The following is a 24,894-nucleotide window of genomic DNA, read 5'->3' as shown; positions in this document are numbered from 1 at the left end:
TGTTCCTCGGGTTTTCGATTGAATCGTCATGGTTTCTTTACCATCTGGCTGCGCAGCGCCTTCAGCGCCGCATCGTCCGTCCGGGACGTGGACACGTCCTGTGTCAGGGAGTCGGTGGCCGCCGGCGTCCCGAACATGGTCTTGATGGCAGCGGCTTGCTTGCCGGTCAGGATCAACAATTCGATACGACGGTTGGCCGAAGCGTCCGGATGGGCCGCGTCGATCGGGGCGCGGTCGGCCATGCCGACCAGTTGCAGGATGCTTTCGCTGCGCATGCCGCCGATGAGCAGTTCGGACCGCGCAGCCAGCGCGCGGTTGACCGACAGGCTCCAGTTGGAATAGCCGGTCGGTCCGGCCTTAGTGTACTGCAAGGAATCCGTGTGGCCTACGATCAACATCTGATTTTCCATTTTTTCGAACAAAGGTGCCATCGCGCGCAACAGTTTTGCGAAGCGTTCCGTGGGCAGCGGGCTGCCGCGCACGAACATGCCTTGGCGATCCGTGTCGTGCAACATCACGCGCAGGCCGTCCGGTGTGATCACTGCGGCAAGATTCGATGCGAGGCCGGCATCGGCGCTCATCTGCTCCAGCTGGTGCGCCAGCGCCGCGAGTTCGGACGGCGATTCGTAGCGCGTGCGCATCTCGGGCGTATTCGATTTGTTACCCGTGGCCGGGCCCTGGCTGCCACCGTTGCTATGCGGAAGCTGGAAGCGTTCGATCAGGCTACCGGCCGGACTGTTCTTGACTTCCGGCATGCCGCCCGAGCCTTCCATCAGGCCGGCGGCCGTGTTGTCGCGCACGACGGCCTTGGCCTGCTGGGCGTCGCGCGCCGCGATCAGCCACAGCACGAGGAACAGCGCCATCAGCGCCATGCAGAAGTCGGCGAACGCCACTTTCCACGCGCCGCCGTGCTCGTCGTCGTGATGCTTGCCGCCGCCCCGCTTGACGATGGTCGCTTCGTGGTGCTTCTCGGCGCCTTTTTTGGTTGCTTGCACTTATTGCTCCAGGTCCGGTCAAGCCTTGCGCCTGGCGCTCGGTTCCTCGCCATCGGCCATCGCGTTGATCCACGTTTCGAGCTGGGCGAAACTGGGCTTGGTGTTCAGCTGGATCAGGCGGCGGCCCGCGTCGATCGCCAGCAGCGGCGGTTTGCCGGCCACGTGGGTGCACAGCACGACCTTCACCGTTTCCATCGTCGATGCCTCGGAATTGACGAGCTGTTTCATCATGCCGGAGATCGGATCGAGCACGCCGTAGCACATGAAGATACCGATGAACGTACCGACCATCGCGGCACCCACGCGTTCCGCGATTTCGGCCGTGTCGGCGCCTTCGCCGACGGAGTTCATCGTCATCACGATGCCCAGCACGGCGGCCAGGATGCCGAAGCCCGGCATCGCTTCCGCGATCTTGTGCAGCGATTTCGAAGGCTGGGTCAGCTCTTCGTGGATGGCGTCGAGTTCCTGCTCGAGCACGCCTTCCAGCTCGTGCGCGTTGATCTTGCCCATTGCCATCAGGCGGAAGTTATCGACGATGAACGCCAGCAGTTTCGGCTCTTCCAGGATCAGCGGATAGCGCTGGAACATCGGGCTGTCCTTCGGCGCCTCGACGTGGGCGTCGAGCGCCTTCAGGCCGCCGGCCGCCGTCTGCAGCAGTTCGTACATCAGGAGGAGCAGCTGGCGCTGGAATTCGGAGTCGTGCTTGTGCTTGCTCGCGACGCGCTTGAACTGGGAAAAGAGCTCGGCCAGCACGTGCTTGGGGTTGCCCAGCACGAGCGCGCCGGTGGCGGCGCCGCAGATGACGATCAGCTCGGTCGGCTGCCAGATGGCGCCGGCCGTGCCACCCATCATCGTGAAGCCGCCGAACACGGCGCCGAGCACGATCAGAATGCCAAGGATTTGCATGATTATTGTTACCTTTCTTGTAATCGGTCAGGCCTGGGCCAGTGCCGCTTTCATCTTGGCCAGCGCACTCTTGTTGAGCTGGCACACGCGGGCATCGGACAGGTCGAGCACGGCAGCGATTTCCTTGTAGCTGAGCTCGAATTCGTAAATCATCTGGATCACGCGCTGCTCCCGTTCGTTCAGCGCGGACAGCGCTTGTTCGAGGCTGCGGCGCACGAGGAACTGGTCTTCCGGTCCCGGCGAGCTGTGCGCGCGCTCCGTCGCTTCCTGCAGGATGTCGTCGAAGCTGAGCAGCTCTTCCGCGCAGTCGTCCAGCAGGAACTGGCGCCACTCTTCCTGGCTGATGCCCAGCGCGTCGGCCGCTTCCTTGTCGTTCGGCTCGTGGCCGAGCTTGCGGGTGAGGGCGCGCACGGCGTCGCGCATCCTGTGGCTGTCCTGGCGCACGGCGCGCGGACGCCAGTCCTGGCGACGCAGCTCGTCGAGGATCGCGCCCCGCACGCGCAGCGACGCGTAGCTGCCGAAGCCGGTGTCCGGCGTGCCGTAGCGGCGCAGCGCTTCGAGCAGGCCCATCAGCCCGATCTGCTCCATGTCCTCGCGGCCCAGCGCACCCGATACCTGCGAGTTGAGCTGGCGCGCGATGCGCTTGACCAGCGGCGCATAGGCGACGAGGTGTTTCTGCTCTTCGGCGGCGCTCATGGCCGCGTGGATCGCGGCATCGGCATATTCGCTGCTGGCGTAGCTGTCGGCGTAGTCGGTCATGTAACCCACGTTGTCCCCGGTGGTTATTCGATGATCAGCTTGCCGATCATGACTTGCACGAACGGTTTTTCCGTGTGCTCGTGCTCATAATTGGCGTCGAAGGATTTGTTCAGCTGCTCCGCGTACTGCTCGACCGTCATGCCGGACGCTTCCTTCATCGTGTAGGCCGAGAGGGTGCGCACCGCCAGGCTGCGCAGCAGCGGCAGGTTTTCCTTCGTTTCCTTTTCCTTCGACGCTTCCGTCGACAGCACGAGGTCCGTGGACAGGTAGTGCGCGTCGCTGTCGTCCGGACCGCGACGGAGCATCACGATGACCTTGTCCAAGGTCACGTACTTGAGCGGCTTGCCGTCCTTCGGCTTGTCCGGTTCGACCTTCTTGGCCGCACCGGCTGCCGCCGCGGGCTTGGGCATGAACCACCAGACCGCACCACCCGCGCCGGCCGCACTCACGATCACGGCGCCGGCGATGGCGATAATCATTTTCATTTTGCTCATGTTGGTACTCGCACCTTATAGGCGCTATCGATGCATCCGTTGCTTACGAGTCGCGGCCGAGGTTGAACACGGACGCGGGGTTGCCGGCCTCGGCCAAACCGCGGCCAGGCTCGTTGTCCTGATCGCGGCCTTGCTGGCGGCCGCGGCCCTGCTGCTGCGGGTCGCCGAACGGCGCCGCGTTGTTCTTCGGTGTCGGGGTGACCGTCACGGCCACTTCCGTGTACTGCCGCTGCGACAGATCGTTGCGCAGGTTGTCGCTGACGGTCTGCAACTGGCGCAGCACGTCGCCATTCGAGGCGGAGATGTTCACTTCCAGCGTACCGGCGCTGTGGCGGATCGCAATGTCGATGCGGCCCAGTTGCGGCGGCTCGATGCTGATCGTGGCCTGCTGCACGTTGTTTGCGACGTGCACGTTCAGGCGGTCGCCCAGCGTTTCCTGCAGGCTCTGGCGCCATGCGGTCGGCGGACCGGCCAACTTGACGGTATCGGCGGCGGGCTGGGCCGGCTGCACCGCCACGGCGCCAGGCACGGCCGCGGCGACGTTCGTGCCGGCCGGGACGCCTGGCGCGCCCTGGGCGGCCGCGCCATCCGCATTCGCATCCTGGCCGCCGGTGGCGTTGCCGGTGGTGACATTGGCCTGCGCGACCGCGGCCACGGCAGCACGGGTGTCCGCCACCGGTGCGACCGTCGCGCCGGCGGGCGCCGTCGGCAGCGCCTGCGCGAGGAAGGCCTGCGGCAGGGCAGTGGGCGCGCGGCGGCCGTCCTGGCCGGAGACAGCCGGCGCCGGGGCCGGCGCGTCGGCCTTGACGGCGTCGCCGGTCGTGGCGCGGGTGCCGCCCTGTGCAGCCTGTACGGCCTGCGTGATCTGTTGCGGCGACAGCGGCATCAGCGGCATTGCCATCGCGGCCAGCAGAGCGCTGTCGGGCACGGCGGCGGCGGGCTTGCCGGCATCGGTGCTCTTGTCGTCGGTGGCCACCGGCGCGGCGCTCGGCGCCGGCGTGCTGCCGTCATCCGCTTCGGGCGCGGCCGGCACGGCGGCCTGCGCGACCGGCACGGTGACGTCGAACTGCTGGCCGAGCCAGCGCGCGAACGGCTGTGCCGGCACCTGGGCGGCACCTGCGTTGTCGGACGGTGCCGATGCCGCGGCCGGTGCCGGCGCCGCGTCGTTGGCGGCGGCCGGGGCGCTGGCCTGCTGGGCAGGCTGGGCCGGGGTCGAAGGGGATACGGTGTTGAGCATCATCGTCATTCCTGGATTGGGTCGAGTTCGGTTTCGCTGTACATCGCATAGGCGACCCAGCCCTCTTTGTTGGCGCGCATGTGTTCCAGACGCGATTCGAGCGCGCATGTCGCCACAGCCGCTGCCGTTGCAGCTGCCACGTGCTGGGTACGAACCCGCTCCAGCGCCGTGCGTTCCGCGGCAGTCCAGGGTCCCTGCTGGGCCAGCGCGTGCAGCGCCGGGATCAGGGCGCGGACTTGGGTCTCCACCCGGTTCCAGTCGGCGCGCGCGGCGGCGGCCTGCATGGCGTCGCCGAGCTGCGCGAGCTTGGCCCGGCGGTCGAGTGGATCAGCCATTACGCGACCGTACGCCGTCCCAGCCCTGGCGAATCGTGGTCATGATCTTCATGACTTCGTCGACCATCGCCGGATCCTGCTTGATGCCGGCGCCGTGCAGGTGCGTGACGCAGAAGTCGTACAGATTGGCGAGGTTCGCCACGACCTGGCCGCCGCTCTCGAAGTCGAGGGAGCTCGACAGGCCGTTGATGATGTCGACGCACTTGTTGATGCTGTTGGCGCGCTGCTCGTAGCGCTTGGCGACGATGTGTGCGCGCGCGCGCGCCAGCTCGTCGATCAGGCCGTCGGTCAGGACCAGCACCAGTTCGACCGGCGAGGCGCGCGACGTCTGCGCGTCGAGACTCGTGGCGTGGTAGCTGCTGTAGGCTTCGTAAGACATGGCTGTTCTCTCAGGACTTATTGTTGCCGAACATTGCGTCGAACATGGACAGGTTGCTGTTCATTGCCGATTGCAGGGCTTGCAGGTCAGTAAATTGCTTCAGGTAACGCTTATAAGCGGAATCGTATTGCGCGCTCAGGTCGGTCTGGCGCTTGCCCAGGTCCGACTGCAGCTTCGTGTTGGCATCGGTACGCTGCTGGATCTGGCCCGTGGTGCTGTTGCTCCATAGGTTCAGGTAGGTGTTCAGGTTGCCGGCGATGCCGGTCGGGCTGCTGATGCTGCTCGAGCCGATCAACTGGTCAAGGCCGTTCGGATTGCTGGCCAGCTGCTTGGTCAGGCGGGTCGAGTCGAGCGCCAGCGTGCCGTCGCGGTTGGCCGTGATGCCGTAGGCGGCCAGCGACAGGGTGCCGTTCGGGCGCACCAGGTCGACCAGGCGGGCTTGCAGAGCCTTGATGCCGGAATCGTCGGCAAAGATGCCCGCGGCCTTGTTGCTGCTCGGGCTGCCAGGATCGACGAGCGAATCGATCGTCGTCTTGAGCTTGTTGTACGCGTCGACGAACGCCTGCACGTTCTTGGTCGTGCCGGCGCTGTCGCTGTTGACCGTCAGCGTGATCGGGTTTTCCGTCGCGCTTTGTGCGCGGGTGAACGTCGCCGATACGCCGCTGATGTTCGTGAAGGTGTTCGACGACTGCTGCATCGGCGTGCCGGCCTTGCCGCCAAACAGGACGATGGCGTCCTGGGCCGCATTGACGATGGAGCGCGAGCCGAGGCCGGTCTTCAGCGTGGCGTCGGTCACGAGCGACGGATCGAGCGACACGGTGTTGGCTGCGCCCGTATTCTTCGAGGTCAGCACGAGGCGGGTGTCGGTGCCGATCGTGACGACACCGGCCGAGACGAGCCCCGTGTTGCCGGAAGAGCGGTTGATCGCGGCGGCCACTTCGTTGATGCTCAGTACCCCGTCGCCATCGGTATCCGCGGAGGCGGCCGACAGGTCGACGTTGAACGAGGCGGTCGTGGTCGCCGTCGTTTCGTTCGACAGCACCACTTTCAGGGTGCCGCCCGCCGTCCTGCCGTTGGACAGGTTGTTGTACGACACCTGGCTCGCCGTCGCCAGCTGTTGCACGAACAGGCTGTAGGTGCCGGCGGCGGCCAGTGGCTTTGCGGTGGCGCTGCCGACCGACGTGTCGGAGAAGGTGGCGCTCTGCGCCAGCATGGAGCTGCCGAGGCCGGTCAACGAACTCAGGCTCGTCTGGAAGGCGGAGATCGCCGAGCTCAGCGTCGACAGCCCGCCCGCGGTGGCGTTTGCCAGGGCGGTCTGGTTGTTGATCATCTGCTGGGGTTCTGCGACGGACTTTTGTGCCATCGCGGCCGCCGTGGTGGTCGGATCGTAGGCCGGTGCGGTAATGGTCGACATGTTGGCTTCTTCAGAGTGGTGAGTGGCCTGATCAAGCCTGGCGGGCCAGCCAGGATTGCGTGGCGGTTTCGTCTTCGCGTTTGCGCTGCGTGCGTTCCTGCGTGCGCGCGTATGCGGTCTCGTGCTGCTCCAGCACCTTGCCCAGCAGCTCGCGCCGCGTCCAGGCCTGGGCCAGGTTCTGCTGCGCGATGGCCATGTCGGCTTCATGCAGTTGCAGATCGGTGCGGTGGGTGTCCGCCAGCGCGAACACGGCCTGCTTGTAATTCCCGCAGTTCAGCGCGAGCGCCGGCGACAGCGGCCGCGTGCCGGCCGGCTGGCCCGACGGGCCGCTGCCTTCGGCCAGCGCGGTCAGGCGCTCCACGCTCGTCTGGTAGCGTGCGCGCGTCGCTTCCTTGCGGGCCAGCGCCGTCTGCAGGCGCTCGACCTCGGTGCTGCGCACGCGCACGAGGGTGTCCAGGCTGGTGATCGTCTCGCGCTTGCTCATGCCATCATCGCTTTCAGTTGGTCGATACAACCCTCGAACGGTGCGTCTTCGCGCGTGCCCTGGCACAGGAATGCTTCGATATGCGGGTGCAGCTTGACGGCGCGGTCGGTCTCCGGATCGGCGCCCGGCTGGTACGCGCCGAGCGGGATCAGGTCGCGCACGCGCGCATGCTTGGCCAGCGCCGCCTTCAATTTGCGCGCGGCCAGCGCGTGTTCCGGCGACACCACCTGCGCCATGCATCGGCTGATGGATTGCGCCACGTCGATCGCCGGGTAGTGGCCGCGTTCCGCCAGCTCGCGCGACAGCACGATGTGGCCGTCCAGGATCGCGCGGGCGCTGTCGACGACGGGATCCTGCTGGTCGTCGCCTTCCGCCAGCACCGTGTAGATCGCGCTCATGCTGCCGTTCTCGTTTTCGCCATTGCCGGCCGATTCCACCAGCTGCGGCAGGTTCGAGAACACGGACGGCGGATAGCCGCGCGTGGCCGGCGGTTCGCCCAGCGACAGCGCCACTTCGCGCAGCGCCATCGCGTAGCGCGTCAGCGAATCGCACAGCAGCAGCACGTTCTGGCCGCGGTCGCGGAAGTGGGCCGCGATCGAGTGGCACAATTCCGTCGCCATCACGCGCATCAGCGGGCTCTCGTCGGCCGGCGCCACGACGACGACGGCGCGTTTCAGGCCTTCCGGCCCCAGCGATTTCTCGATGAATTCGCGCACCTCGCGGTTACGTTCGCCGATCAGGCCCACGACGATCACGTCGGCCACGGTCTGGCGCGTGATCAGGCCGAGCAGCACTGATTTGCCGACGCCGGAGCCGGCCATCAGACCCACGCGCTGGCCCTTGCCCAAGGTGAGCATCGAGTTGATCGCGCGCACGCCGACGTCCAGCGGCTCTTCCACCGGCGCCTTCTTGAGCGGGTTGACCTTCGGCGGCGTGGTCGACAGCGTTTCTTCGCCACCGAGCTTGCCGCGGCCGTCGATCGGCTCGCCGAGGCCATTCACCATGCGGCCCATCCACGACGGGCCGATCTGGATGCTGGACGGACCGGTGGCCGGCAGCACGCGCGCGCCCGTCACGAGGCCGTCGGCCTGCTTGAACGGCATCAGGTACGTCACCTTGTCGCGGAAGCCCACGACCTGCGCATCGAGCCAGTTGCCGTCGACGGTCTCGACGCGGCAGCGCTGGCCCGTGTGCAGGCGGCAGCCCACGCTTTCGAGCAGCAGGCCTTGCACGGCCACGAGGCGGCCGGTCGGCGTCGCGACGGGCGGCGCCTTGATCTCGAGGCTGCGCAGGGTGGCGGCCAGGGCGCTCATTCGGCGTCCTCCTTGGCGGATGCGTCCAGGCTGTCGCGCACCTGCGCCATGCAGGCGGTCAGGCGGCCCTGGCAGCCGGCGTCCACTTCATGGTCGCCCGCGCGCACGCGGCACTCGCCGAGTTCCAGGGCGGGATCGGACATCAGGTTCCATTTCTTGGCGCGCTTCGGATCCAGTTCCTGGATGCGCTTGAGTTCTTCCGGATTCATGAACACTTCCACGTCGTCGCGCGTGGGCGGCATGGCGGCCAGCGCCTCGTCGACGAGGTTCAGCATCTGCACGGGCTGCAGCGCCAGCTCGGCGCGGATCACCTGGCGGGCAATCTTGCCGACCAGGTCCACGACTTCCTTGCGCTGGGCGTTGCGGAATTCGGTCTTCATCTTCTTCAGGCTGCGCAGCATCGCGTCGACCGGCTTGGCCATCTGTTCCAGCTCGGCCAGCGCCTGCTGGCGGCCTTCGGCGATACTGCGCTCCACGCCTTCCGCGTGGCCCGCGTCGTAGCCGTCGGCGCGTCCTTCGTCCAGGCCGACTTCATAGCCTTCGCGCTGGCCCTGGCGATAGCCGTCGGCCACCGCGCTCTGCCAGTCTTCGGTCGGCGTGGCGGAGGACGACGATTGTGCGCCCTTGGCCGCGCCGGCGGCGATGAACTGCGCCAGCGGCGGGAAGTGATAAGGCCGGAACTGCTTCATTCCGCGGTCGCCTCGGCAAACAGCTGGACTTCGATCTCACCGTTGTCGACGAGCTCCTTGACCTGCGCCATGATCTCCTGGCGGGTCTGCACGATGCGCGACATCGGCACGGGGCCGGAACGCTTCATGAGGTCGTCGAAGCTCTGTGCCTGGCGCTTCGGCATTGCGCCCAGCACCGCGTCGCGCAGCGCGGGTTCCGCACCCTTGAGCGCGATCGCCCACTGCTCCAGCGGGATCTCGTCGAGCAGGCGCGTGATCGTCTGTTCGGTCTGCGTCGACAGGATGAAGAAGTCGTACATCGACATCTCGATCTTGGACACGACGTCCGGATCGTGCGCGCGCAGCAGCTCGACCATCGTGGCGCGGTTGTTCGGCAGGCGGTTCAGGATGTCGGCCGCCTGGCGCACGCCTTCCACGGTGGCGCTCTGGGTGTCGAGCGCGGACAGGCAGCGCTGCACCAGCTCTTCCAGCTCGGACAGCAGGTCGCGGTCGATCTCTTCCAGGCGCGCCAGGTTCAGCAGCACCAGTTCGCGGCCGTCTTCCGGCAGCGCGTCGATGATCTGGCCGGCCAGCGCGGGCGGCAGGAAGGCGAGGAACACGGCCTGCATCTGCACGTGCTCGGCAGCGATGTAGTCCGCGAGCCACTTCGGCGACGCGTACTGCAGGCGCGCCATCATCGGGCGGATGGCGTCGCCGTAGATCGTGTTGAGCACGGAGTTCGCGATTTCGCTGCCCAGCGCCAGGTCCAGCGAGCGCTTCAGGTAGCTGCGCGAGGCGCCGTGCAGGCCGCTCTGCTGGCGATAGTCGTCGAAGAACTTCTGGATCGAGTTCTTGACGGCATCGACCTTGATGCCGCTCATCCGGCTCATCACCTGGGTCAGCTCGATCAATTCCTCGCGCTCGAGGCAGCGCAGCACGGCCGCGGCCGGCTCTTCACCGATGGACAGCAACACGATCGCGGCCTGTTCGACCGGGCTCAGCACTGCTTCCTGCACGTCGTTATTGTTCAGATCCGCCATTTTTCTTTTGCACCCATTGTTTGACCACTTCCGCGACCCGCTCCGGCTCTTTACCTGCCAGGACCTTCAAATGGTCGACCATCACATCCACGGCCGAACCGGCCGGGGGCAAATCGTATTCCTCGAGCAGCGCCTGGACCGGCAGCGTGCCGCTGGCCGTCGCCGGCTGTGCTGCCGCCGCACCCAGCGCGGCGTTCGCGGCCGGGGCCGGCAGGGCGCCTGCGTTGTGGCCAGCCGCGAGGGCGTTGGCTGCGCCGGCCTGGACGGTCGCCAGGTTCGGGGCCGCCGCTGCCTTCGGTGCCACGCGCTGGTTCAGCATGCGCATCAGCGGACGCAGCACGAGCAGCCAGCCGAGCAGGGCGCCGATCGCGTACATCGCGTAGCCGGCCATGTCGACGATGTTGTCGCGCTCCTGGTACCACGGCTCGCTTGGTGCCGGTGCCGGGAAGCTCAGCGACGACACCGTCAGCACGTCGCCGCGGTTCGTGTCGATGCCCAGGCCGCCGCGCAGGATCTTGTCGATGTTCGCGATCTCGGCCGGGCTCCAGCCCGTCTTCGGCGTCGCGGCCTTGGCGTTGTTCAGCACCACCGCCACCGACAGCTTCTTCAGGCGGCCGCGCGAGCGCTTGATCTGCGTGATCGCGCGGTCGTAAGCGTACTGGCGGGTCGTCGCGTTCTTGCGCGCGCTGCCGTCGTCGGCCTTGGCGTTCGCGTCGCCCGCGGCGTTGGCGGCATTCGGATCGGCCGGTGGATTGCTCGCGACCGGCGGACGGTTCGACAGCGTGCCCGGCACGCCCAGCGCCATGCGGCTCTTTTCCATTTCCTCGCGCATCGCTTCGCTGGTGACCTTCGGATCCGCGCCGTACTTCTCCTGCGTTTCCTCGATCTTGTCGTTGTCGACGTCGGCCGTCACGCTGACCTTGAAGTTGTCGGCGCCCAGCACCGGACCGAGCAGGCCGGCCACGTTGGCGCGCACTTCATCCTGGTAGCGCTTGGCGGCGGCATCGCCCTGGGCGGCGCCGTCGAAGCCTTCGGTCAGGTCGACGCGCGACGACAGGTAGTTGCCGCTCTGGTCGACGAGCGACACGCGCGCCGGCGCCAGGCCCGCGACGCTGCCGGCGACCATGTTCACGATCGCGGCGATCTGTTCGTTCGACAGGTTGTGGCCCGGCTTCACGGCGACCACGACGGATGCCGACGATTTGTCGCCGTCGCTCGCGACGAACGACGACGACTTGGCGATGGCCAGGTGCACGCGTGCCGACGCGATGGCGTCCAGCGTGAGGATCGACTGCGCCAGCTCGCCTTCCAGGCCGCGGCGGAAACGCACGTCCTGCACGAACTGCGACACGCCCAGCGGGTCGTTCTTGTCCATCAGCTCCAGGCCGGCCGGCAGCTGCGCGGTCACGCCCTTGGCGGCCAGCAGCATGCGCACCTTGCCCAGCTGGCCCGTCGGGACCATCACCTGGCCGGAATCCGGATGGATGCGGTAGGGCACGTGCTCGGCGTCGAGCACGCTCATCATGTCGCTGGCGGCGACCTTCTCGTGGGCACCGAACACGGGCTTGTAGCCGGCCTGGTCGTTCCACGTGTACAGCATGACGGCCGCGGTGATGCCGATGGCCAGCACCAGCATCGGGGTCAGGTTCTTGGACAGCGCGGGCGGCAGGGCCAGGCGCTTGCCGCCGAAGGCGGACTTGAGAGTAGCGATCACGGTCGGTTGTCTTCCTGTCAGACGGGCAGCTTGAGCAGCTCGTCGACGGCGCCCATGACTTTGTTACGAACTTGCATGAGCATCGAAAAGGACAGGTTGGCCTGCTGCGACGACAGCATGGCGCCGACCAGGTCGTCGCTCTTGCCGCTGTCCACGGCTTCCATTTTCTGGTTGGCCACCTGCTGGTCCTGGTCCACGCTGGCCAGGGCATTCTTCATGCTCTGCGCGAAGGAGAAGTTGCCGCTGCCATCGCCCAGAGTCGGATGGCCGGCGTCCACTGACGGCGCCACGACGGCAAGTCGGCTGGCGTCGTTGTTAAGGGCTGCCAGGTCGGCCCTGATCAGGCCGGCAAGTTCAGTTCCCATCGTGTTCATCACTCCCATGCTGTAAGGTTGTGGGTTGTAGCTTTTCGTAAATGTTGCTATCCGCTTCGGCTGTTACATTTAATGAAACAGATGTTGTCATTTAGAAAATTGTTAAATGTTCAGCGGCATACTGTGGCTTGGTTTCTGGCGCGGAACCGAGGACAATAGCATCGGTCTCATCGAATACCCAGAGTGAGTTTTTGTTTTCCCCAGCGCAGTAACCGCATCTTACCGTAGGGCAATGGCGAATTCAAAGGGGAAAATCAAATAGCGCGACACAATTTCCCAGGTATAATAGTTGCCCATAGGAATGAAAAGAAAGCATCTCTGCTTATCATCTTTTTAATTTGACCATGCCGATTGCAACCCCCGACACCACCGTGCAGCACCAAGTGCTCGACCCCTCTCTCCTTGGGCGTCCGGTACACCTGCTGCCCCAGTTCGCGACGCGCCTGCAGGATGACCTGGAGGCGGCGATGCAGGGCTATGCCCGTCGCTATTGGGCCGGATGGCGCCTCGATCACGTTGAATTCGGCCGTGCGCCGCAAGACCACAGCCTGCGCTGGATGGCCGTATTGGGTGCGCTGGGCACCGTCGCGGTGACGTTCGAGCGTGGTTTATTACTGACACTGTTGGAGCGGCGCTACGGCGGACGTGGCGCTGGCGCAACTCAGCGGGACCCGCAAACCGAGCGCGTCACGGCCACCGAAGAAAGATTGGGCGTCGTATTGACGCAACAGATGGTGGACCTGTTGTATGCACGCGTCGCTGCCAGTGTGGCAATGGACGTCGCGCCGCGGCCCGTCCAGGCCAGTGCCGTGGTTGCAGCGGCAATGCCCGGCGAAAGCAACTGGGCCATGCGCGTCCACGTACGTGATAACAACGACAACACCGGCCAGTTCTGGATCGCGCCCGACCAGCAACTGATGGCCACGATCCTGGGCACGCTGCGCCCGGAGACTGGCCGCCAGGCCGCCGCGCGCGGTCCGGCCGAGCCCCTTGCGACCAAGCTCCAGGTGAAACTGGATGGCCGCCTGGTCAGCAAGGAGATCACCTTGGGCGCACTGTTCGACCTGCGGGTGGGCGACGTGATTCCGGTGAACGTGGGCCGGGCCGACGTCCTGCTCGACGAGGCGCGGTTGTTTACCGCCGCCGTCGCCGAGCACAAAGGCAAGCTGTGTTTAACCTCTTTTGAAGACGCCGAGTAATCAACATGAACCTCAACGATCAATTCGCCGGTGGCGACATCCTCATCGACGACGAGCAGATGGACGAAACCGCACCCGCGGCTGTCGCACCGAAAGCTGCGCCGCGCCTGCCCCAGATGATGCGCCGCATCCCGGTGACGCTGACCCTGGAAGTGGGCTCGGCCCGCATCTCGCTGCAGGAACTGATGGCGATCGGGCCGGACAGTGTGCTGCCGCTCGACGTCATGGCCGGCGAGCCGCTCGTCATCAAGGTCAACGGCGCCGCGATCGGCCGCGCCGAAGTGGTCGTCGCGGGCGAGCAGTACGGCCTGAAGGTGATCGACCTGGACGGCCTCAACCTGGACCTGATCACGTCATGACGTTGCAACGCCGCGGCGTTGAGGTGTCGACCAACCTCCGCCGCTTCGCGCCGCTCGCGGGCGGCGCCTTGCTGTTGCTGGCGAGTGCAAGCGTGTGGGCCGCCCCGGCGGGACCGGATGTCCTGCCCGGCGTGATTCCCGGATCGACCAGCGGACTGACGGTGAAGTCGCAGATCCTGGTCCTGATGACCATCCTCGGGCTGCTGCCCGTGATGGTCATGATGATGACCAGCTTCACGCGCTTCGTGATCGTGCTGTCGCTGCTGCGCCAGGCCCTCGGCCTGCAGCAGGGCCTGCCCAACCGGATCGTCACCGGCGTCGCGCTGATCCTCACCTTGCTCGTCATGCGTCCGGTCGGCGTGCAGGTCTGGAACGAGGCGTTCGTCCCTTACGACAAGGACAAGATCTCGCTGGAGCAGGCGCTCAAGATCGCCGAGGTGCCGCTGTCGCGCTTCATGCTCGCGCAGACGAGCAAGACGGCGCTCGCGCAGATCGCGCACCTGTCCGGCGAGCCGGCCGAGATGAAGCCGATGGAGCGCGGGTTCACCGTGAAGCTCGCCGCGTTCGTGCTGTCGGAGTTGAAGAGCGCGTTCCAGATCGGCTGCATGTTGTTCATTCCGTTCCTGATCATCGACCTGGTGGTGTCGTCGGTGCTGATGGCCATGGGCATGATGATGCTGTCGCCCCTCGTCATCTCGCTGCCGTTCAAGCTGCTGTTGTTCGTGCTCGTCGATGGCTGGACCTTGACCGTGAATACCCTCGTCGGCAGCATCCACGGCATCTAGCCGGCTGCCACTATCATTCGTATGACTCCTGATATCGCCGTCGACTTCGTCGTCGAAGCCCTGCAGCTGGTGATGCTGCTCGTGATGGTGCTGGTGGTGCCGGGCCTCGTGGCCGGCATCGTCGTCGCCCTCGTGCAGGCCGCCACCCAGATCAACGAGCAGACGCTCTCCTTCCTGCCGCGCCTCCTCGTGACCCTGCTGGCCCTGATCCTGTCTGCCCACTGGATGACGGGCAAACTGATGGACTATTGCGTGAGCGTGTTCCAGCGCGCCGCGACCCTCGTCGGCTGATGCTGGAAGTCTCGCACCTGCTGCTGCCGTTCATCAGCGCGCTGTGGTGGCCGTTCTGCCGCATCATGGCGCTGCTGTCGACGGCCCCCGTCGTCGGCGATGCGCTCGTCCCCGTGCCCGTGCGCGCGCTGCTGTCGCTGGCGCTCGCGTTCCTGATGCTGCCGCTCACGAAGGGCGCCGTGACGCCCGATGCGTTCTCGCTCGCGGGCGTCGTCGTGATGATCGAGCAGGCCGTGATCGGCGCCGTGATCGGCTTCGCGCTGCAGCTGACGATGGCCGTCGTGAACATGCTCGGCTTCCTCGTCTCGAGCCAGGTGGGCTTTTCGATGGCGCAGATGAACGATCCGCTCAACGGCCAGCAGTCGGACGTGATCTCGGGCCTGCTCGGCATCGTCGCGATCCTCGTGTTCTTCGGCGTCGACGGCCACCTCGTGCTCGCGGGCGTGCTGGGCCAGAGCTTTCTCGCCTGGCCCGTCGGCGGCGGCTACCAGGGCCTGCTGCTGCAGACGGTCGCGCTGAACGTGGGCTGGGTGTTCTCGGCCGCGATCCTGCTGGCGCTGCCGATCGTGTTCTCGACGATGGTCGTGCAGATCGGCTTCGGCTTCCTGAACCGCGTGGCGCCGGCGCTGAATCTGTTCTCGCTGGGCTTTTCGCTGGTGACGCTGTTCGGCCTGATGATGCTCGTGCAGGTCGTGCGCTTCATCCCGGAACACTACGTGCAGATGACCAACCAGGTGCTGGAGATGCTCCAGCAGCAGATGAGGGCGGCGCATGGCTGATACCGGCACCGGCGGCGACAAGACAGAAAAGGCGTCAGCCCAGAAGCTGAAGAAGGCGCGCGAGCAGGGCCACGTCGTCCGCTCGAAGGACCTGGCCACGGCCGTCGGCATCCTCGCAAGCCTGAAGCTGTTCGCGTACCTGCTGCCGGGCTATCTGGAATCGTTCCGGTCGCTGTTCCGGCTCGTGTACGCGCCGCTCGGTGCGGCCGGCTCGATGGAGAACGCGATGTCCGTCGTGTGGAGCGGCGCCGCCGTGCTGCTCGTGAAGATGGTGTTGCCGCTGCTCGGCGTGCCGTTCGCGGTCGTCGTGGCGGGCGTCGTGCCGGGTGGTTTCGTCTTCTCGACGAACAACCTGATGCCGAAGTTCGACCGTTTCTCGCCAATCAAGAACCTGGGCCAGCTGGCGTCGGGCAAGCACTGGACGACGTTCGCCACGTCGCTGGCAAAGGCCGCGATGCTGGCGATGGTGCTCGTGCACGTCGTGCGTTCCGCGCTGTCGGCCTGGGTCAATTTGCAGCGCATGCCGCTGTCGGACGCGCTGCTGCACGGTGCCGGCATGATGTTCGACGGCGTGATGGCGCTCGTCGCCGTGTTCGTGCTGTTCGCGCTGATCGACGTGCCGCTGCAGGCGTTCCTGTTCGCCCGCGGCCAGCGCATGAGCAAGCAGGAAGTGAAGGAAGAATACAAGAGCACCGAGGGCAAGCCCGAGATCCGTTCGCGCATCCGCCAGCTGCAGCATCAGATGGCACGCCGCAACGTGAACAAGACGGTGCCGACCGCCGACGTGGTGATCGTGAATCCCGAGCACTACGCGGTCGCGCTGAAGTACGACACCAAGCGTGCGGAAGCGCCCTACGTGGTGGCGAAGGGCATCGACGAGATGGCCTTGTACATCCGCCAGGTCGCGGCGAAGCACCAGATCGAGACGATCGCGCTGCCGCCGCTGGCACGTGCCATTTACAACACGAGCCAGGTGCAGCAGCAGATTCCCGCCGCGCTGTACCAGGCCGTGTCGCAGGTGCTGAACTACGTGCTGCAATTGAACGCTTTCCGTGCGGGCCGGCGCCAGGCCGCCCCCCGGTTCCCGAGTGACGTGGCCGTGCCGGCCGCTTTGAGTGAGGTATCTCCGACATGAATTTCCTGAACAGCTTGATGCTCGAGGTGCGCCGCCAGAAGGTCGCCACGCCGGCGTTCCTGCTGACGCTCCTGGCGATGATCATGCTGCCGCTGGCGCCCGTGGTGCTGGACGTGCTGTTCACGTTCAACATCGTGCTGGCGCTGATCGTGATCCTGACGTCCGTCTCGGCCAAGCGACCGCTGGACTTCTCGGTCTTCCCGACCGTCATCCTCGGCACCACGTTGCTGCGCCTCGCGCTGAACGTCGCGTCGACGCGCGTCGTGCTGCTGCACGGCCACGAAGGCACGGCGGCCGCCGGTCACGTGATCGAGGCGTTCGGCAATGTCGTCATCGGCGGCAATTTCGTCGTCGGTATCGTCGTCTTCGTGATCCTCATGATCATCAACTTCGTCGTCGTGACGAAGGGTTCCGAGCGTATTTCGGAAGTGTCCGCGCGCTTCACCCTGGATGCGCTGCCCGGCAAGCAGATGGCGATCGACGCCGACCTGAACGCGGGCCTGATCAACCAGGAAAAAGCGCAGCTGCGCCGCAAGGAAGTGGCGGCCGAGGCGGACTTCTACGGCGCGATGGACGGTGCGTCGAAGTTCGTGCGCGGCGATGCGATCGCGTCGATCCTCATCCTCCTGATCAACATGATCGGCGGCGTCGCCATCGGCGCGGTGATGCACGACCTGTCGTTCGCCGACGCGTTCCGCCAGTACGCACTGCTGACCATCGGCGACGGCCTCGTGGCCCAGGTGCCGGCGCTGCTGCTGTCGGCGGCGGCGGCAATCCTCGTCACCCGCATCAGCGATTCGGGCGACTTCGAACAGCAGGTCGGCGGCCAACTGCTCGCCAACCCCACCGTGCTGTACTCGGCCGCGGGCGTGATGGTGATCCTGGCCCTCGTGCCGGGCATGCCGTGGTTCTTCTTCATGGTGTTCGCCGCGGCGATCGGCTACGTGGGCTTCCGCCTCTCGAAGGAAGAAGTGAAGGCGCCGGACGATTCGGGTATCGCCGCCATCGAAGCCGCGCTGCGCGACGACCGCGCGCCGGAACTCGACTGGCAGCAGCTGCCCGTCGTGCAGCCGATCTCGATCACCGTCGGCTACAAGCTCGTGCACCTCGTCGACAAGGCGCAGGGCGAGGTCCTGCCGAAGCGCATCAAGGGCGTGCGCCAGAGCCTCTCCGAGCAAATGGGCCTGCTGCTGCCGCCGATCGGCGTGCGCGACGACCTCACGTTGCGCCCCAACCAGTACGCGATCGCGATCAACGGCACCGTCGTGGCCGAAGGCGAGGTCGTGGCCGAATGCCTGATGGCGATCCCGTCGCCGAACGTGTACGGCGACATCGACGGCATCCCCGGCATCGAGCCTGCGTTCGGCATGGCCGTCACGTGGATCGAGCCGGACCAGAAGGCGCACGCGCTGGGGCAGGGCTACCAGGTCGTCGAGGTGCCGAGCGTGATCGCCACGCACGCGTCCAAGGTCGCGCGCGACTACCTGGCGGAGCTGTTCCGCCACGAGGACGTGCCGGCGCTGATGGAACGCCTGACGGCGCTGTCGCCGAAGCTGGCCGGCGCGCTGGACAAGGCCCTCACGCACACGCAGCTCCTGCGCGTGTTCCGCGTGCTGCTGGCCGAGAACGTGTCGCTGAAGGACATCGTCGTCATCGCGACGACCTTGCTGGACAGCTCGGAAACGACGAAGGATCCGATCCTGCTCGCGGCCGAGGTGCGCTGCGCGCTGCGCCGCCAGATCGTCTCCGGCCTGTACGGCAAGAAGAAGGACATGCCCGCGTTTAACCTGTCGGGCGAACTGGAAAACATGCTGCTCGGTTCCCTGAACCAGGCGCGCCAGAACAACGGCGGCAAGGTGGTGCTGGACAACTACCCGATCGACCCGCAGCTGCTGTCGCAACTGCAGCTGAACATGCCGGTGGCGCGCGAGCAGATGAAGCAGCAGCACACGCCGCCGTTGCTGCTGGTGCTGCCGCAGATCCGTCCGCTGCTGGCCCGCTACGCGCGCCTGTTCGCGCCGGGGCTGAATGTGCTGTCGTATAACGAGATTCCGGAAAACCGCGAAGTGTCGATCATCGGCACCGTGGGGTGATCGGCGGGGAGAACCGTATGGAACAGCGTATCGCGATCTTTGGCGCAGGCGGGTTCGGGCGCGAAGTGCTCCAGGTCCTCCGCGATATCAATGCCGTGCAGCCGACCTGGGCGTGCGCCGGATTCCTTGTCGACCCGGGTTTCGACAGCCCCACGCATGTGGCGGGTCTGCCTGTGCTGGGCGGCATTGACTGGCTGGCCGCGAACCCGGACGTGTGGGTCGTCGTCGCCATCGGTTCCTCGGCGGCACGCCGCCACGTGGTCGAGCGCATCCGGCAGCGGTGCCCGAACCGCTTCGCGACACTGGTCCATCCGCGCGCCTGGATGGGCGAGGGCGTCCACCTCGGAGAGGGGACGATCTTCTGTGCCGGCGCCCTCGCGACGACCGACATCCGCGTCGGCGCGCACGTCCAGGTGCACGTCGGCTGCACCATCGGCCATGACGCCGACTTGCGCGATTTCGTCACGCTGACGCCTCGCGGTTGCGTGTCGGGCAATGTGTTGATCCATGAGGGGACGGACGTGGGGGCGGGCGCCGTCATCCTGCCCAAGTGCGTTATCGGACACTGGTCCGTCATTGGCGCGGGGGCCGTGGTCACACGCTCGCTGCCGGACAACGTCGTCGCCGTGGGTGTGCCGGCGCGCGTCGCCAAGGAACGCCAGCCGGGCTGGCATCTGCCGGTCTAGGCGGGCAGCAGCAGGGCCAGTTCGGCCATCGCCCGGAACACGGGCAGGCTGAGCGCCGTCGCGGCCTCGGTCGACGGCAGGCGCGCATGGACGGGGCCGGCCGGCAAGTCGTCACGCCAGGCCCAGCTCGACACGCGCAGCCGCGCGCGACGCACGGCCGCTTCCAGTTGCGGCTGCAGCTCGCGCAGTCGCTCCAGCGTGGGCAGGTCGGCCGCGCACACTTCCATCTTGATGCCGTCGGCAACGGGCGTCGCCTGTATCGTGACCACGGAGTCGTCGGCCAGCACGAGTTCCAGCCTCAGCGCGGCGCGCGTGCGGCGCCGCCGGTTCTGCTGTTGTTCGGGTTCGCCCTGCACCACGCGCAGGTGCTGGGGCCGGGACGTTCCTGCATGGACCGTGAAGCGCCACGCATCCGGCGGCGGATTCTGCAGCTGGGCCAGGCGTGCCGCGCGCGCGTCCTGGCCGGCCAGCAGGAGTGCCGTCGGCAACTGCCCCTCGCGCATCTGCTGTTCGCGGATGGCCTGCTGGGTGCCGTAGTTGCGCACCATGCCTTGCCAGGAGCCGGCCAGCGTGCTGCCGTTGGCGTTCGGCCAGGTCATCTGACGCGCCATCGCCACCTGGTCCGGGCGCATCGCCGCCCCGTCCTGGCCTGCCTCGGCGGCGGACGGCAGTGCCGGGACCGGTTGCGCGGCCGGCAGCGGCACGGACTCGATCTCCGCCTGCAGCAGGGCGGCTGAACCGGCGGCCGCCAACGCCGGACCGATCTGCGACGGCGCCGCGGCCGGGATCACGGGCGCAGGCGGAAGGAGCGGCGGAAAAAGGATGCTGGCCATGGTATCGGGCGGTTAAAAAGTAAAAAGGCCAACCGCGTGGTTGGCCTTCGAGGATTCCCGGCTGGGTTACACCGGGAGAAAGCCCATTACTGGAGCAGCGACATGACCATCGAGGACATGCTGTTGCTCTGCTTGAGCATCGCGGTACCGGCTTGCAGCAGCATCTGGCTGGAGGTCATGTTCGACGATTCGGTCGCGAAGTCGACGTCCATGATGCGGCCTTCAGCGGCCTTGCTGTTGGTGCTGATGTTCGACAGGTTGTTGTAGACGTGGCTCAGACGGTTCGCCGCAGCGCCCAGGCCCGAACGCAGCGTGCTGACGTCTGCCAGGGCGGTGGTCAGGGTGCCGATCGTGGCGTTGGCCGACGCGGTCAGTTCGGTGCCGGTCGTGGCGGCGCTGTAGTTGGCCGTTGCGCTCGAGACGTCGGTCTGCACCTGGTTCAGGGCGGTGCTCAGGTCGACGCTCATGGTTTCGCTCGACGATGCGCCGATCTGGAAGGTCATCGCTGCGTTCACGGTGCCGCCGATCAGCAGCTTGTTGCCGGCGAACGAGGTGTTCTTCATGACGTTTGCCAGTTCCTTGCCCAGTGCGTCGAATTCCGACTGCATTGCGGTCTTGTCGGCAGCGGTCGACGAGGCGTCGGCAGCCTGGGTTGCCAGGTCTTTCATGCGGGTCAGCATGTTGTTGACTTCATCCAGCGCGCCTTCAGCGGTCTGCAGCATGGAGGTCGAGTTCTGGGTGTTGCGCATTGCGACAGCCATGCCCGAGGTTTGCGCTTGCAGACGCGAAGCGATCTGCAGGCCGGCGGCGTCGTCCATTGCCGAGTTGATGCGGTAACCGGTCGACAGGCGGGTCATCGAGGTCGACAGCGAAGCCTGGGTGCGGTTGATGGAGTTCTGGGCCGACAGTGCGGCGTTGTTGGTGTGAAGGCTCAGCATGGTTGGCTCCTAAGTATTCAGTAAGTGATCGGTTGGCTGCTAGGCTTGTGATTTCGAGTGTTTCGCTCGCTCTCACAAGTACAAGACGACCGGTTTCGCTTTGGCATTAAGTGCCATGCGGAAATTTTTTGAATTTTTTTCGGGCTTAGCATTTTGCGAAAGAAAAGGCCGGCGCGAGGCCGGCCTGATACTTTGGAACGGCGCCGTCAAGCGCCCTGGACCAGCGTACGGATCACCTGGGCCACCACGCCGATCTTGTGCGGGTCCATCGTCTGGCCAGTCGGCAGCACGATGACGCTGGCGGCCGCGGCCTCGGTGGCGGGCAACAGCAGTCCGGCGTGGGGGAACAGCGAGCGATATGGCTCCATCTTGTGGCAGCCTGGCCAGAAATAGCGGCGCGCCAGGATGTTCTCGGCGCGCAGCGCGTCGATCAGGGCGTCGCGCGACACGGGGCAGTCTGGCGTCACTTCCATGATGATGTATTGGAAATTGTTGCGTTCGCGCTCGTTGTACTCCAGCACGCGCACGCCAGGGATGCCGGCGAGCGCTTCGCGGTAGGCCCGGTAGTTGACGCGGTTGGCGGCGATCACGTCGTCGATGGCGTCCAGGTTGACGAGGCCCATGGCGGCGGCGATCTCGATCATCTTGCCGTTGGTGCCCGGGTAGCTCACCTGGTCGAGGCCGGAGAAGCCGAAGTTACGCATCAGCCGCATCGTGCGCGCCAGTTCGTCGTCGTTGGTGACGACGGCGCCGCCTTCGAAGCTGTTGAAGAACTTGGTCGCGTGGAAGCTCATCACTTCGCAGCGGCCGAAGTTGCCGATCTTGCGTCCGCCATGGGTGCAGGTGAACGCGTGCGCGGCGTCGAACATCAGTTCGAGGCCGTGTTCGGCGGCCACCGCCTCCAGCGCTTCCACCGGGGCGGCCCGGCCCCACAGGTGCACGCCGATGATGCCGGTCGTGCGCGGCGTGATCATCTTGCGCACCGCCTCGGGCGACAGCGTGTGCGTGGTCGGGTCGATGTCTGCGAACACGGGCGTGATGCCCTGCCATTGCAGCGCATGCGCCGTGGCGACGAACGTGTAGGCCGGCACGATCACCTCGCCTTCGAGGCCGAGGGCGCGGATCGCGATCTCCAGTGCGATGGTGCCGTTGCACATGGCGACGCAATGCTTGACGTCCAGGTGGGCGGCGACGCGGCGTTCGAATTCCTGCACGAGCGGACCATCGTTACTGAGCCAGCGGCGGTCGAAGATGTCGCCGACGTGGCGCATGAAGGCGTCGCGGTCCCCCATGTTCGGACGGCCCACGTGCAGGGCATCGTCGAAGGCGGGGGCGGCGCCGTTGATGGCGAGGTCGGCCTGGTGGCGAATGGGTTTCATGTCGTTGCCTTATTCAGAAGCGGGGACGAGTTCGGACAGGCGCACCTGGAGCGGTGCCGGCTCCTGTCCGTTGCACCAGCGTTGCCACATCTTGCGGAGGCCCAGTTCGAGCCCGGCCGCGGCGACGTCCGGATACCCCAGAATCGAATCCTGCAGGCGCTGGCGCATCGACGCGCGCATCAGCGCCAGCGTCTGCGTGTTCTGCGCGAGGAAGATGCCGAGCTTGACGTAGGTGTCGTCGTCCTCGGTGATGAACGAGCCCAGGCCGAGGTGCACCATGAAGACAGCCGCCGCGTGGCTCGGGTTGGTGGGGCCGATGGCGGCCAGGGTCGGTACGCCCATCCACAAGGCGTGTCCGATGGTGGTGGAGCCGGTGTAGGGGAACGGACTGAGGCACACGTCGACGTCGTAATGCTGCTTGAGGTATTCGTGGACGGGCGCGCGCGGGCGCAGCAACAGGCGCTCGCGCGGGATGCCTTCCAGTTCGAACCAGTCGATCAGCCGGTCGTCGATCCCTGACTGCAAACCACCCAGCAGCATGCGCGAGTCGGGCACGGCGTGCAGGAGCTTGGCCCAGTGCGCGATCACGCCGCGGCTCAGCTTGCTCGCGCGATGGAAGCTGCCGAAGGTGAGGTAGCCGTTCTTCAGTGCCGGCAGATCGTTGACCGGCGGCGCACCCAGGTCGGGCAGGAACAGGGCGCCCGAGGGCAGGCGCACGATCTGTTCGCTGAACTGGTCGTCATAGCGGCCTTCCGGCACGAGGAACTGGTCGCACAGGATGTAGTCCATCGAGCGCATGCCCGTGGTGCCGCCATAGCCGATGTAGGTGGCCTGGACGGGCGCCGGCTTGCGTGCGAACAGCGGCAGGCGGTTCCTGGCCGAATGGCCGGACAGGTCGATCAGGATGTCGATGGCGTCCGCGCGGATCAGGCGCTCGGCAGCGTCGTCGTCGAGGTCGGCGATCGGGCGCCAGACCGCGACGTTGGCGCGCATCCCGCGCGACGTCTCGTCGTCGATCGTGTTGTTGTAGTAGATGTAAAGGGCGACCGCGGGATTGTCCTTGAGCGACTGGAACAGCGGCGCGATGAAGTGGGATACCGCGTGGTTGTACAAGTCGGCCGACACGAAGCCGACGCGCAACTGGCGCATCGGATCGCGATCGTTCGGATGCGGCTGCCACTGCGTGCGCCATTCGGCTTCCCACCGTTCGCCAAAGCCGAAGTGTTCCCGCGTGAGCTCGTCCGCGTCCAGGCAGCAGTGGCTCAGGATGAACAGCAGCATGCTGTGCGTCTCCGGCGCGGGGCACATGTCGAGCAGGCGCCGGCTCAGGGCCACCGCTTCCTCCCATTCGCCCATCGAGAAGGCGGTGTGGGCGAGGGCACGAAGGGCGTGCTCGCTGGTGGGGTCGAGCGCGAGCGCCTTGCGCAGGATCGGCGCCGCCTTGTCCAGGTTGCCGTTCATCTGCAAGGTGGCGCCGAGGTCGCACAGGACGCCCACGTTGTCCGGCACCAGCTCGGCGGCGCGTTCGAGGCAGGCGATCGCCGCATCGTTCTGGCGCAGGTGGCGATGGCTGAGCCCCATGTGGCGGTGCGCGTTGACATGGCCGGGCCGCAGCGCGACGACGGCACGGTAGCAGTCGACCGCTTCGTCATGACGGTTCAGGCGATGCAGCATCTCGCCGAGGTCGAATTGTGCGTCGACCTGTTCCGGATCGAGCGCGAGCACTTGGCGGAACACGGCGGCGGTGTCCTCGAAATTCCCTTGGCCGTGCAGGGTCGAAGCAAGGCACAGCAAGGCGGGAATGCTGCGCGGCGCCAGTTCGACCGCGCGCCGTGCGCTGGGCTCCGCTTCCTGGGCCCGTTTCAGACGCACAAGGCTGTTGGCGAGGCCCCGGTGCAGTTCGGCCTCGTCCTCGAAACGCAGCGCTTGCCGATATGCGTCGGCGGCTTCCTCGTTTCGTCCGCATTCAAACAGGGCGGCGGCGAGCAGGCCACGGAGGTCGCGCAGTTTCGGGTTGAGTTCCAGCGCGCGCCGCAGGCATGCGATCCCTTCGTCGAGTTGGCCGTCCTTCAGCAAGGCCAGTCCCAGCAGCGCATGGGCCTTTGCATCGCGCGGGTTCAGCGATACCGAACGGCGGTGCTGCTTGATGTCGTTCGTCGTCGGGGAAGTCAGGACGCCGTTCATGGCCGTGCCTCCGGCCCGGAACAAAGAAGGAACGGCGCTGGGCCGAGGGTAGGGGAAAAGGTCATGGATATAAGGTCGGCTGCACAGGGCCTGGAGCGTTGCTATTTCTTTAAGGAAACAA

26 protein-coding genes are annotated in these 24,894 nt (G+C 66.2%); 8 read left to right on the top strand and 18 right to left on the bottom strand.

Features of this window, described 5'->3' with window-relative positions; genetic code table 11:
- Window positions 1-26 precede the first annotated feature (26 nt).
- The 14 genes from HAV22_RS31870 to fliE are packed head-to-tail and all read right to left on the bottom strand — an operon-like array spanning window position 27 to window position 12,103.
- The gene (locus HAV22_RS31870) at window positions 27-995 is read right to left on the bottom strand and encodes a flagellar motor protein MotB (protein WP_166863512.1); all 969 of its coding nucleotides are present in this window, start codon (window positions 993-995) and stop codon (window positions 27-29) included.
- An 18-nt stretch (window positions 996-1,013) separates the two neighbouring features.
- Window positions 1,014-1,904: a flagellar motor stator protein MotA gene (gene motA, locus HAV22_RS26455; RefSeq protein WP_166863654.1), complete on the bottom strand. Its 891-nt coding sequence runs from the start codon at window positions 1,902-1,904 to the stop codon at window positions 1,014-1,016.
- Window positions 1,905-1,928: 24 nt separating this feature from the next.
- Window positions 1,929-2,660 carry an RNA polymerase sigma factor FliA gene (gene fliA / locus HAV22_RS26450; RefSeq protein WP_166863510.1) on the bottom strand — a complete coding sequence of 244 codons (732 nt, stop codon included), beginning with the start codon at window positions 2,658-2,660 and terminating at the stop codon, window positions 1,929-1,931.
- A gap of 23 nt (window positions 2,661-2,683) precedes the next feature.
- Window positions 2,684-3,145: a flagellar basal body-associated FliL family protein gene (locus tag HAV22_RS26445; RefSeq protein ID WP_166863508.1), complete on the bottom strand. Its 462-nt coding sequence runs from the start codon at window positions 3,143-3,145 to the stop codon at window positions 2,684-2,686.
- Window positions 3,146-3,197: 52 nt separating this feature from the next.
- On the bottom strand, window positions 3,198-4,394 hold the full coding sequence (locus tag HAV22_RS26440) for a flagellar hook-length control protein FliK (protein WP_166863506.1): 1,197 nt from the start codon (window positions 4,392-4,394) through the stop codon (window positions 3,198-3,200).
- A 2-nt stretch (window positions 4,395-4,396) separates the two neighbouring features.
- The gene (locus HAV22_RS26435; protein ID WP_229421435.1) at window positions 4,397-4,726 is read right to left on the bottom strand and encodes a hypothetical protein; all 330 of its coding nucleotides are present in this window, start codon (window positions 4,724-4,726) and stop codon (window positions 4,397-4,399) included.
- Window positions 4,719-5,105: a flagellar export chaperone FliS gene (gene fliS, locus HAV22_RS26430; protein ID WP_166863505.1), complete on the bottom strand. Its 387-nt coding sequence runs from the start codon at window positions 5,103-5,105 to the stop codon at window positions 4,719-4,721. Before fliS ends, HAV22_RS26435 begins: the two co-directional genes overlap by 8 nt.
- A gap of 10 nt (window positions 5,106-5,115) precedes the next feature.
- A complete protein-coding gene (gene fliD, locus HAV22_RS26425) occupies window positions 5,116-6,519 on the bottom strand; it encodes a flagellar filament capping protein FliD (RefSeq protein ID WP_166863502.1) in 1,404 nt (467 codons plus the stop codon).
- 31 nt (window positions 6,520-6,550) lie between these two features.
- Complete coding sequence (gene fliJ, locus HAV22_RS26420) at window positions 6,551-7,003, bottom strand: flagellar export protein FliJ (protein ID WP_166863500.1); 453 nt, start codon at window positions 7,001-7,003, stop codon at window positions 6,551-6,553.
- A complete protein-coding gene (gene fliI, locus HAV22_RS26415; protein WP_166863498.1) occupies window positions 7,000-8,316 on the bottom strand; it encodes a flagellar protein export ATPase FliI in 1,317 nt (438 codons plus the stop codon). Before fliI ends, fliJ begins: the two co-directional genes overlap by 4 nt.
- On the bottom strand, window positions 8,313-9,005 hold the full coding sequence (fliH, locus tag HAV22_RS26410) for a flagellar assembly protein FliH (RefSeq protein ID WP_166863496.1): 693 nt from the start codon (window positions 9,003-9,005) through the stop codon (window positions 8,313-8,315). The genes fliI and fliH overlap by 4 nt, the downstream gene beginning before the upstream one ends.
- Window positions 9,002-10,024 (bottom strand): flagellar motor switch protein FliG, encoded by a 1,023-nt coding sequence (locus HAV22_RS26405; RefSeq protein ID WP_166863494.1) that lies wholly within the window; start codon window positions 10,022-10,024, stop codon window positions 9,002-9,004. The genes fliH and HAV22_RS26405 overlap by 4 nt, the downstream gene beginning before the upstream one ends.
- A complete protein-coding gene (gene fliF, locus HAV22_RS26400; RefSeq protein WP_166863492.1) occupies window positions 10,005-11,738 on the bottom strand; it encodes a flagellar basal-body MS-ring/collar protein FliF in 1,734 nt (577 codons plus the stop codon). The genes HAV22_RS26405 and fliF overlap by 20 nt, the downstream gene beginning before the upstream one ends.
- 17 nt (window positions 11,739-11,755) lie before the next feature.
- A complete protein-coding gene (gene fliE, locus HAV22_RS26395; RefSeq protein WP_166863490.1) occupies window positions 11,756-12,103 on the bottom strand; it encodes a flagellar hook-basal body complex protein FliE in 348 nt (115 codons plus the stop codon).
- Window positions 12,104-12,456: 353 nt separating this feature from the next.
- On the opposite strand from fliE, the gene HAV22_RS26390 reads away from it, so the two are divergent.
- Genes HAV22_RS26390 through HAV22_RS26355 form a run of 8 tightly spaced genes read left to right on the top strand, consistent with a single transcriptional unit; the run spans window position 12,457 to window position 19,439 of the window.
- Window positions 12,457-13,311, top strand: a complete 855-nt coding sequence (locus tag HAV22_RS26390) for a FliM/FliN family flagellar motor switch protein (RefSeq protein ID WP_166863488.1) — start codon at window positions 12,457-12,459, stop codon at window positions 13,309-13,311.
- 5 nt (window positions 13,312-13,316) lie between these two features.
- On the top strand, window positions 13,317-13,670 hold the full coding sequence (locus HAV22_RS26385) for a FliM/FliN family flagellar motor switch protein (RefSeq protein ID WP_166863486.1): 354 nt from the start codon (window positions 13,317-13,319) through the stop codon (window positions 13,668-13,670).
- Entirely contained in the window at window positions 13,667-14,455 is a 789-nt protein-coding gene (gene fliP, locus HAV22_RS26380) for a flagellar type III secretion system pore protein FliP (protein WP_166863484.1), read from the top strand. Before HAV22_RS26385 ends, fliP begins: the two co-directional genes overlap by 4 nt.
- 21 nt (window positions 14,456-14,476) lie before the next feature.
- Window positions 14,477-14,746: a flagellar biosynthesis protein FliQ gene (gene fliQ / locus HAV22_RS26375; RefSeq protein ID WP_166863482.1), complete on the top strand. Its 270-nt coding sequence runs from the start codon at window positions 14,477-14,479 to the stop codon at window positions 14,744-14,746.
- Window positions 14,746-15,525, top strand: a complete 780-nt coding sequence (fliR, locus tag HAV22_RS26370; RefSeq protein WP_166863480.1) for a flagellar biosynthetic protein FliR — start codon at window positions 14,746-14,748, stop codon at window positions 15,523-15,525. The genes fliQ and fliR overlap by 1 nt, the downstream gene beginning before the upstream one ends.
- Window positions 15,518-16,660 carry an EscU/YscU/HrcU family type III secretion system export apparatus switch protein gene (locus tag HAV22_RS26365; RefSeq protein WP_166863478.1) on the top strand — a complete coding sequence of 381 codons (1,143 nt, stop codon included), beginning with the start codon at window positions 15,518-15,520 and terminating at the stop codon, window positions 16,658-16,660. Before fliR ends, HAV22_RS26365 begins: the two co-directional genes overlap by 8 nt.
- Window positions 16,657-18,753 (top strand): flagellar biosynthesis protein FlhA, encoded by a 2,097-nt coding sequence (locus HAV22_RS26360; RefSeq protein WP_166863476.1) that lies wholly within the window; start codon window positions 16,657-16,659, stop codon window positions 18,751-18,753. The genes HAV22_RS26365 and HAV22_RS26360 overlap by 4 nt, the downstream gene beginning before the upstream one ends.
- A gap of 17 nt (window positions 18,754-18,770) precedes the next feature.
- Complete coding sequence (locus tag HAV22_RS26355) at window positions 18,771-19,439, top strand: acetyltransferase (RefSeq protein WP_166863474.1); 669 nt, start codon at window positions 18,771-18,773, stop codon at window positions 19,437-19,439.
- Here HAV22_RS26355 and HAV22_RS26350 read toward each other — a convergent pair.
- The 4 genes from HAV22_RS26350 to HAV22_RS26335 all read right to left on the bottom strand — a co-directional run bounded on the left by HAV22_RS26350 (window position 19,436) and on the right by HAV22_RS26335 (window position 24,773).
- Window positions 19,436-20,272 carry a hypothetical protein gene (locus tag HAV22_RS26350; protein WP_166863472.1) on the bottom strand — a complete coding sequence of 279 codons (837 nt, stop codon included), beginning with the start codon at window positions 20,270-20,272 and terminating at the stop codon, window positions 19,436-19,438. The genes HAV22_RS26355 and HAV22_RS26350 overlap by 4 nt on opposite strands.
- An 86-nt stretch (window positions 20,273-20,358) precedes the next feature.
- On the bottom strand, window positions 20,359-21,210 hold the full coding sequence (locus tag HAV22_RS26345) for a flagellin N-terminal helical domain-containing protein (RefSeq protein ID WP_166863470.1): 852 nt from the start codon (window positions 21,208-21,210) through the stop codon (window positions 20,359-20,361).
- A 206-nt stretch (window positions 21,211-21,416) separates the two neighbouring features.
- Window positions 21,417-22,589 (bottom strand): DegT/DnrJ/EryC1/StrS family aminotransferase, encoded by a 1,173-nt coding sequence (locus tag HAV22_RS26340; RefSeq protein ID WP_166863469.1) that lies wholly within the window; start codon window positions 22,587-22,589, stop codon window positions 21,417-21,419.
- Between the two features lie 9 nt (window positions 22,590-22,598).
- Window positions 22,599-24,773, bottom strand: a complete 2,175-nt coding sequence (locus tag HAV22_RS26335; RefSeq protein ID WP_166863467.1) for an O-linked N-acetylglucosamine transferase, SPINDLY family protein — start codon at window positions 24,771-24,773, stop codon at window positions 22,599-22,601.
- Window positions 24,774-24,894 lie beyond the last annotated feature (121 nt).

The sequence above is a fragment of the Telluria antibiotica genome (genome assembly GCF_011682055.1).
In the GTDB taxonomy this organism is placed as follows: domain Bacteria; phylum Pseudomonadota; class Gammaproteobacteria; order Burkholderiales; family Burkholderiaceae_D; genus Telluria; species Telluria antibiotica.
Note: the sequence above shows the minus strand (reverse complement) of the source record. Positions and strands in the feature narration are given on the sequence as shown.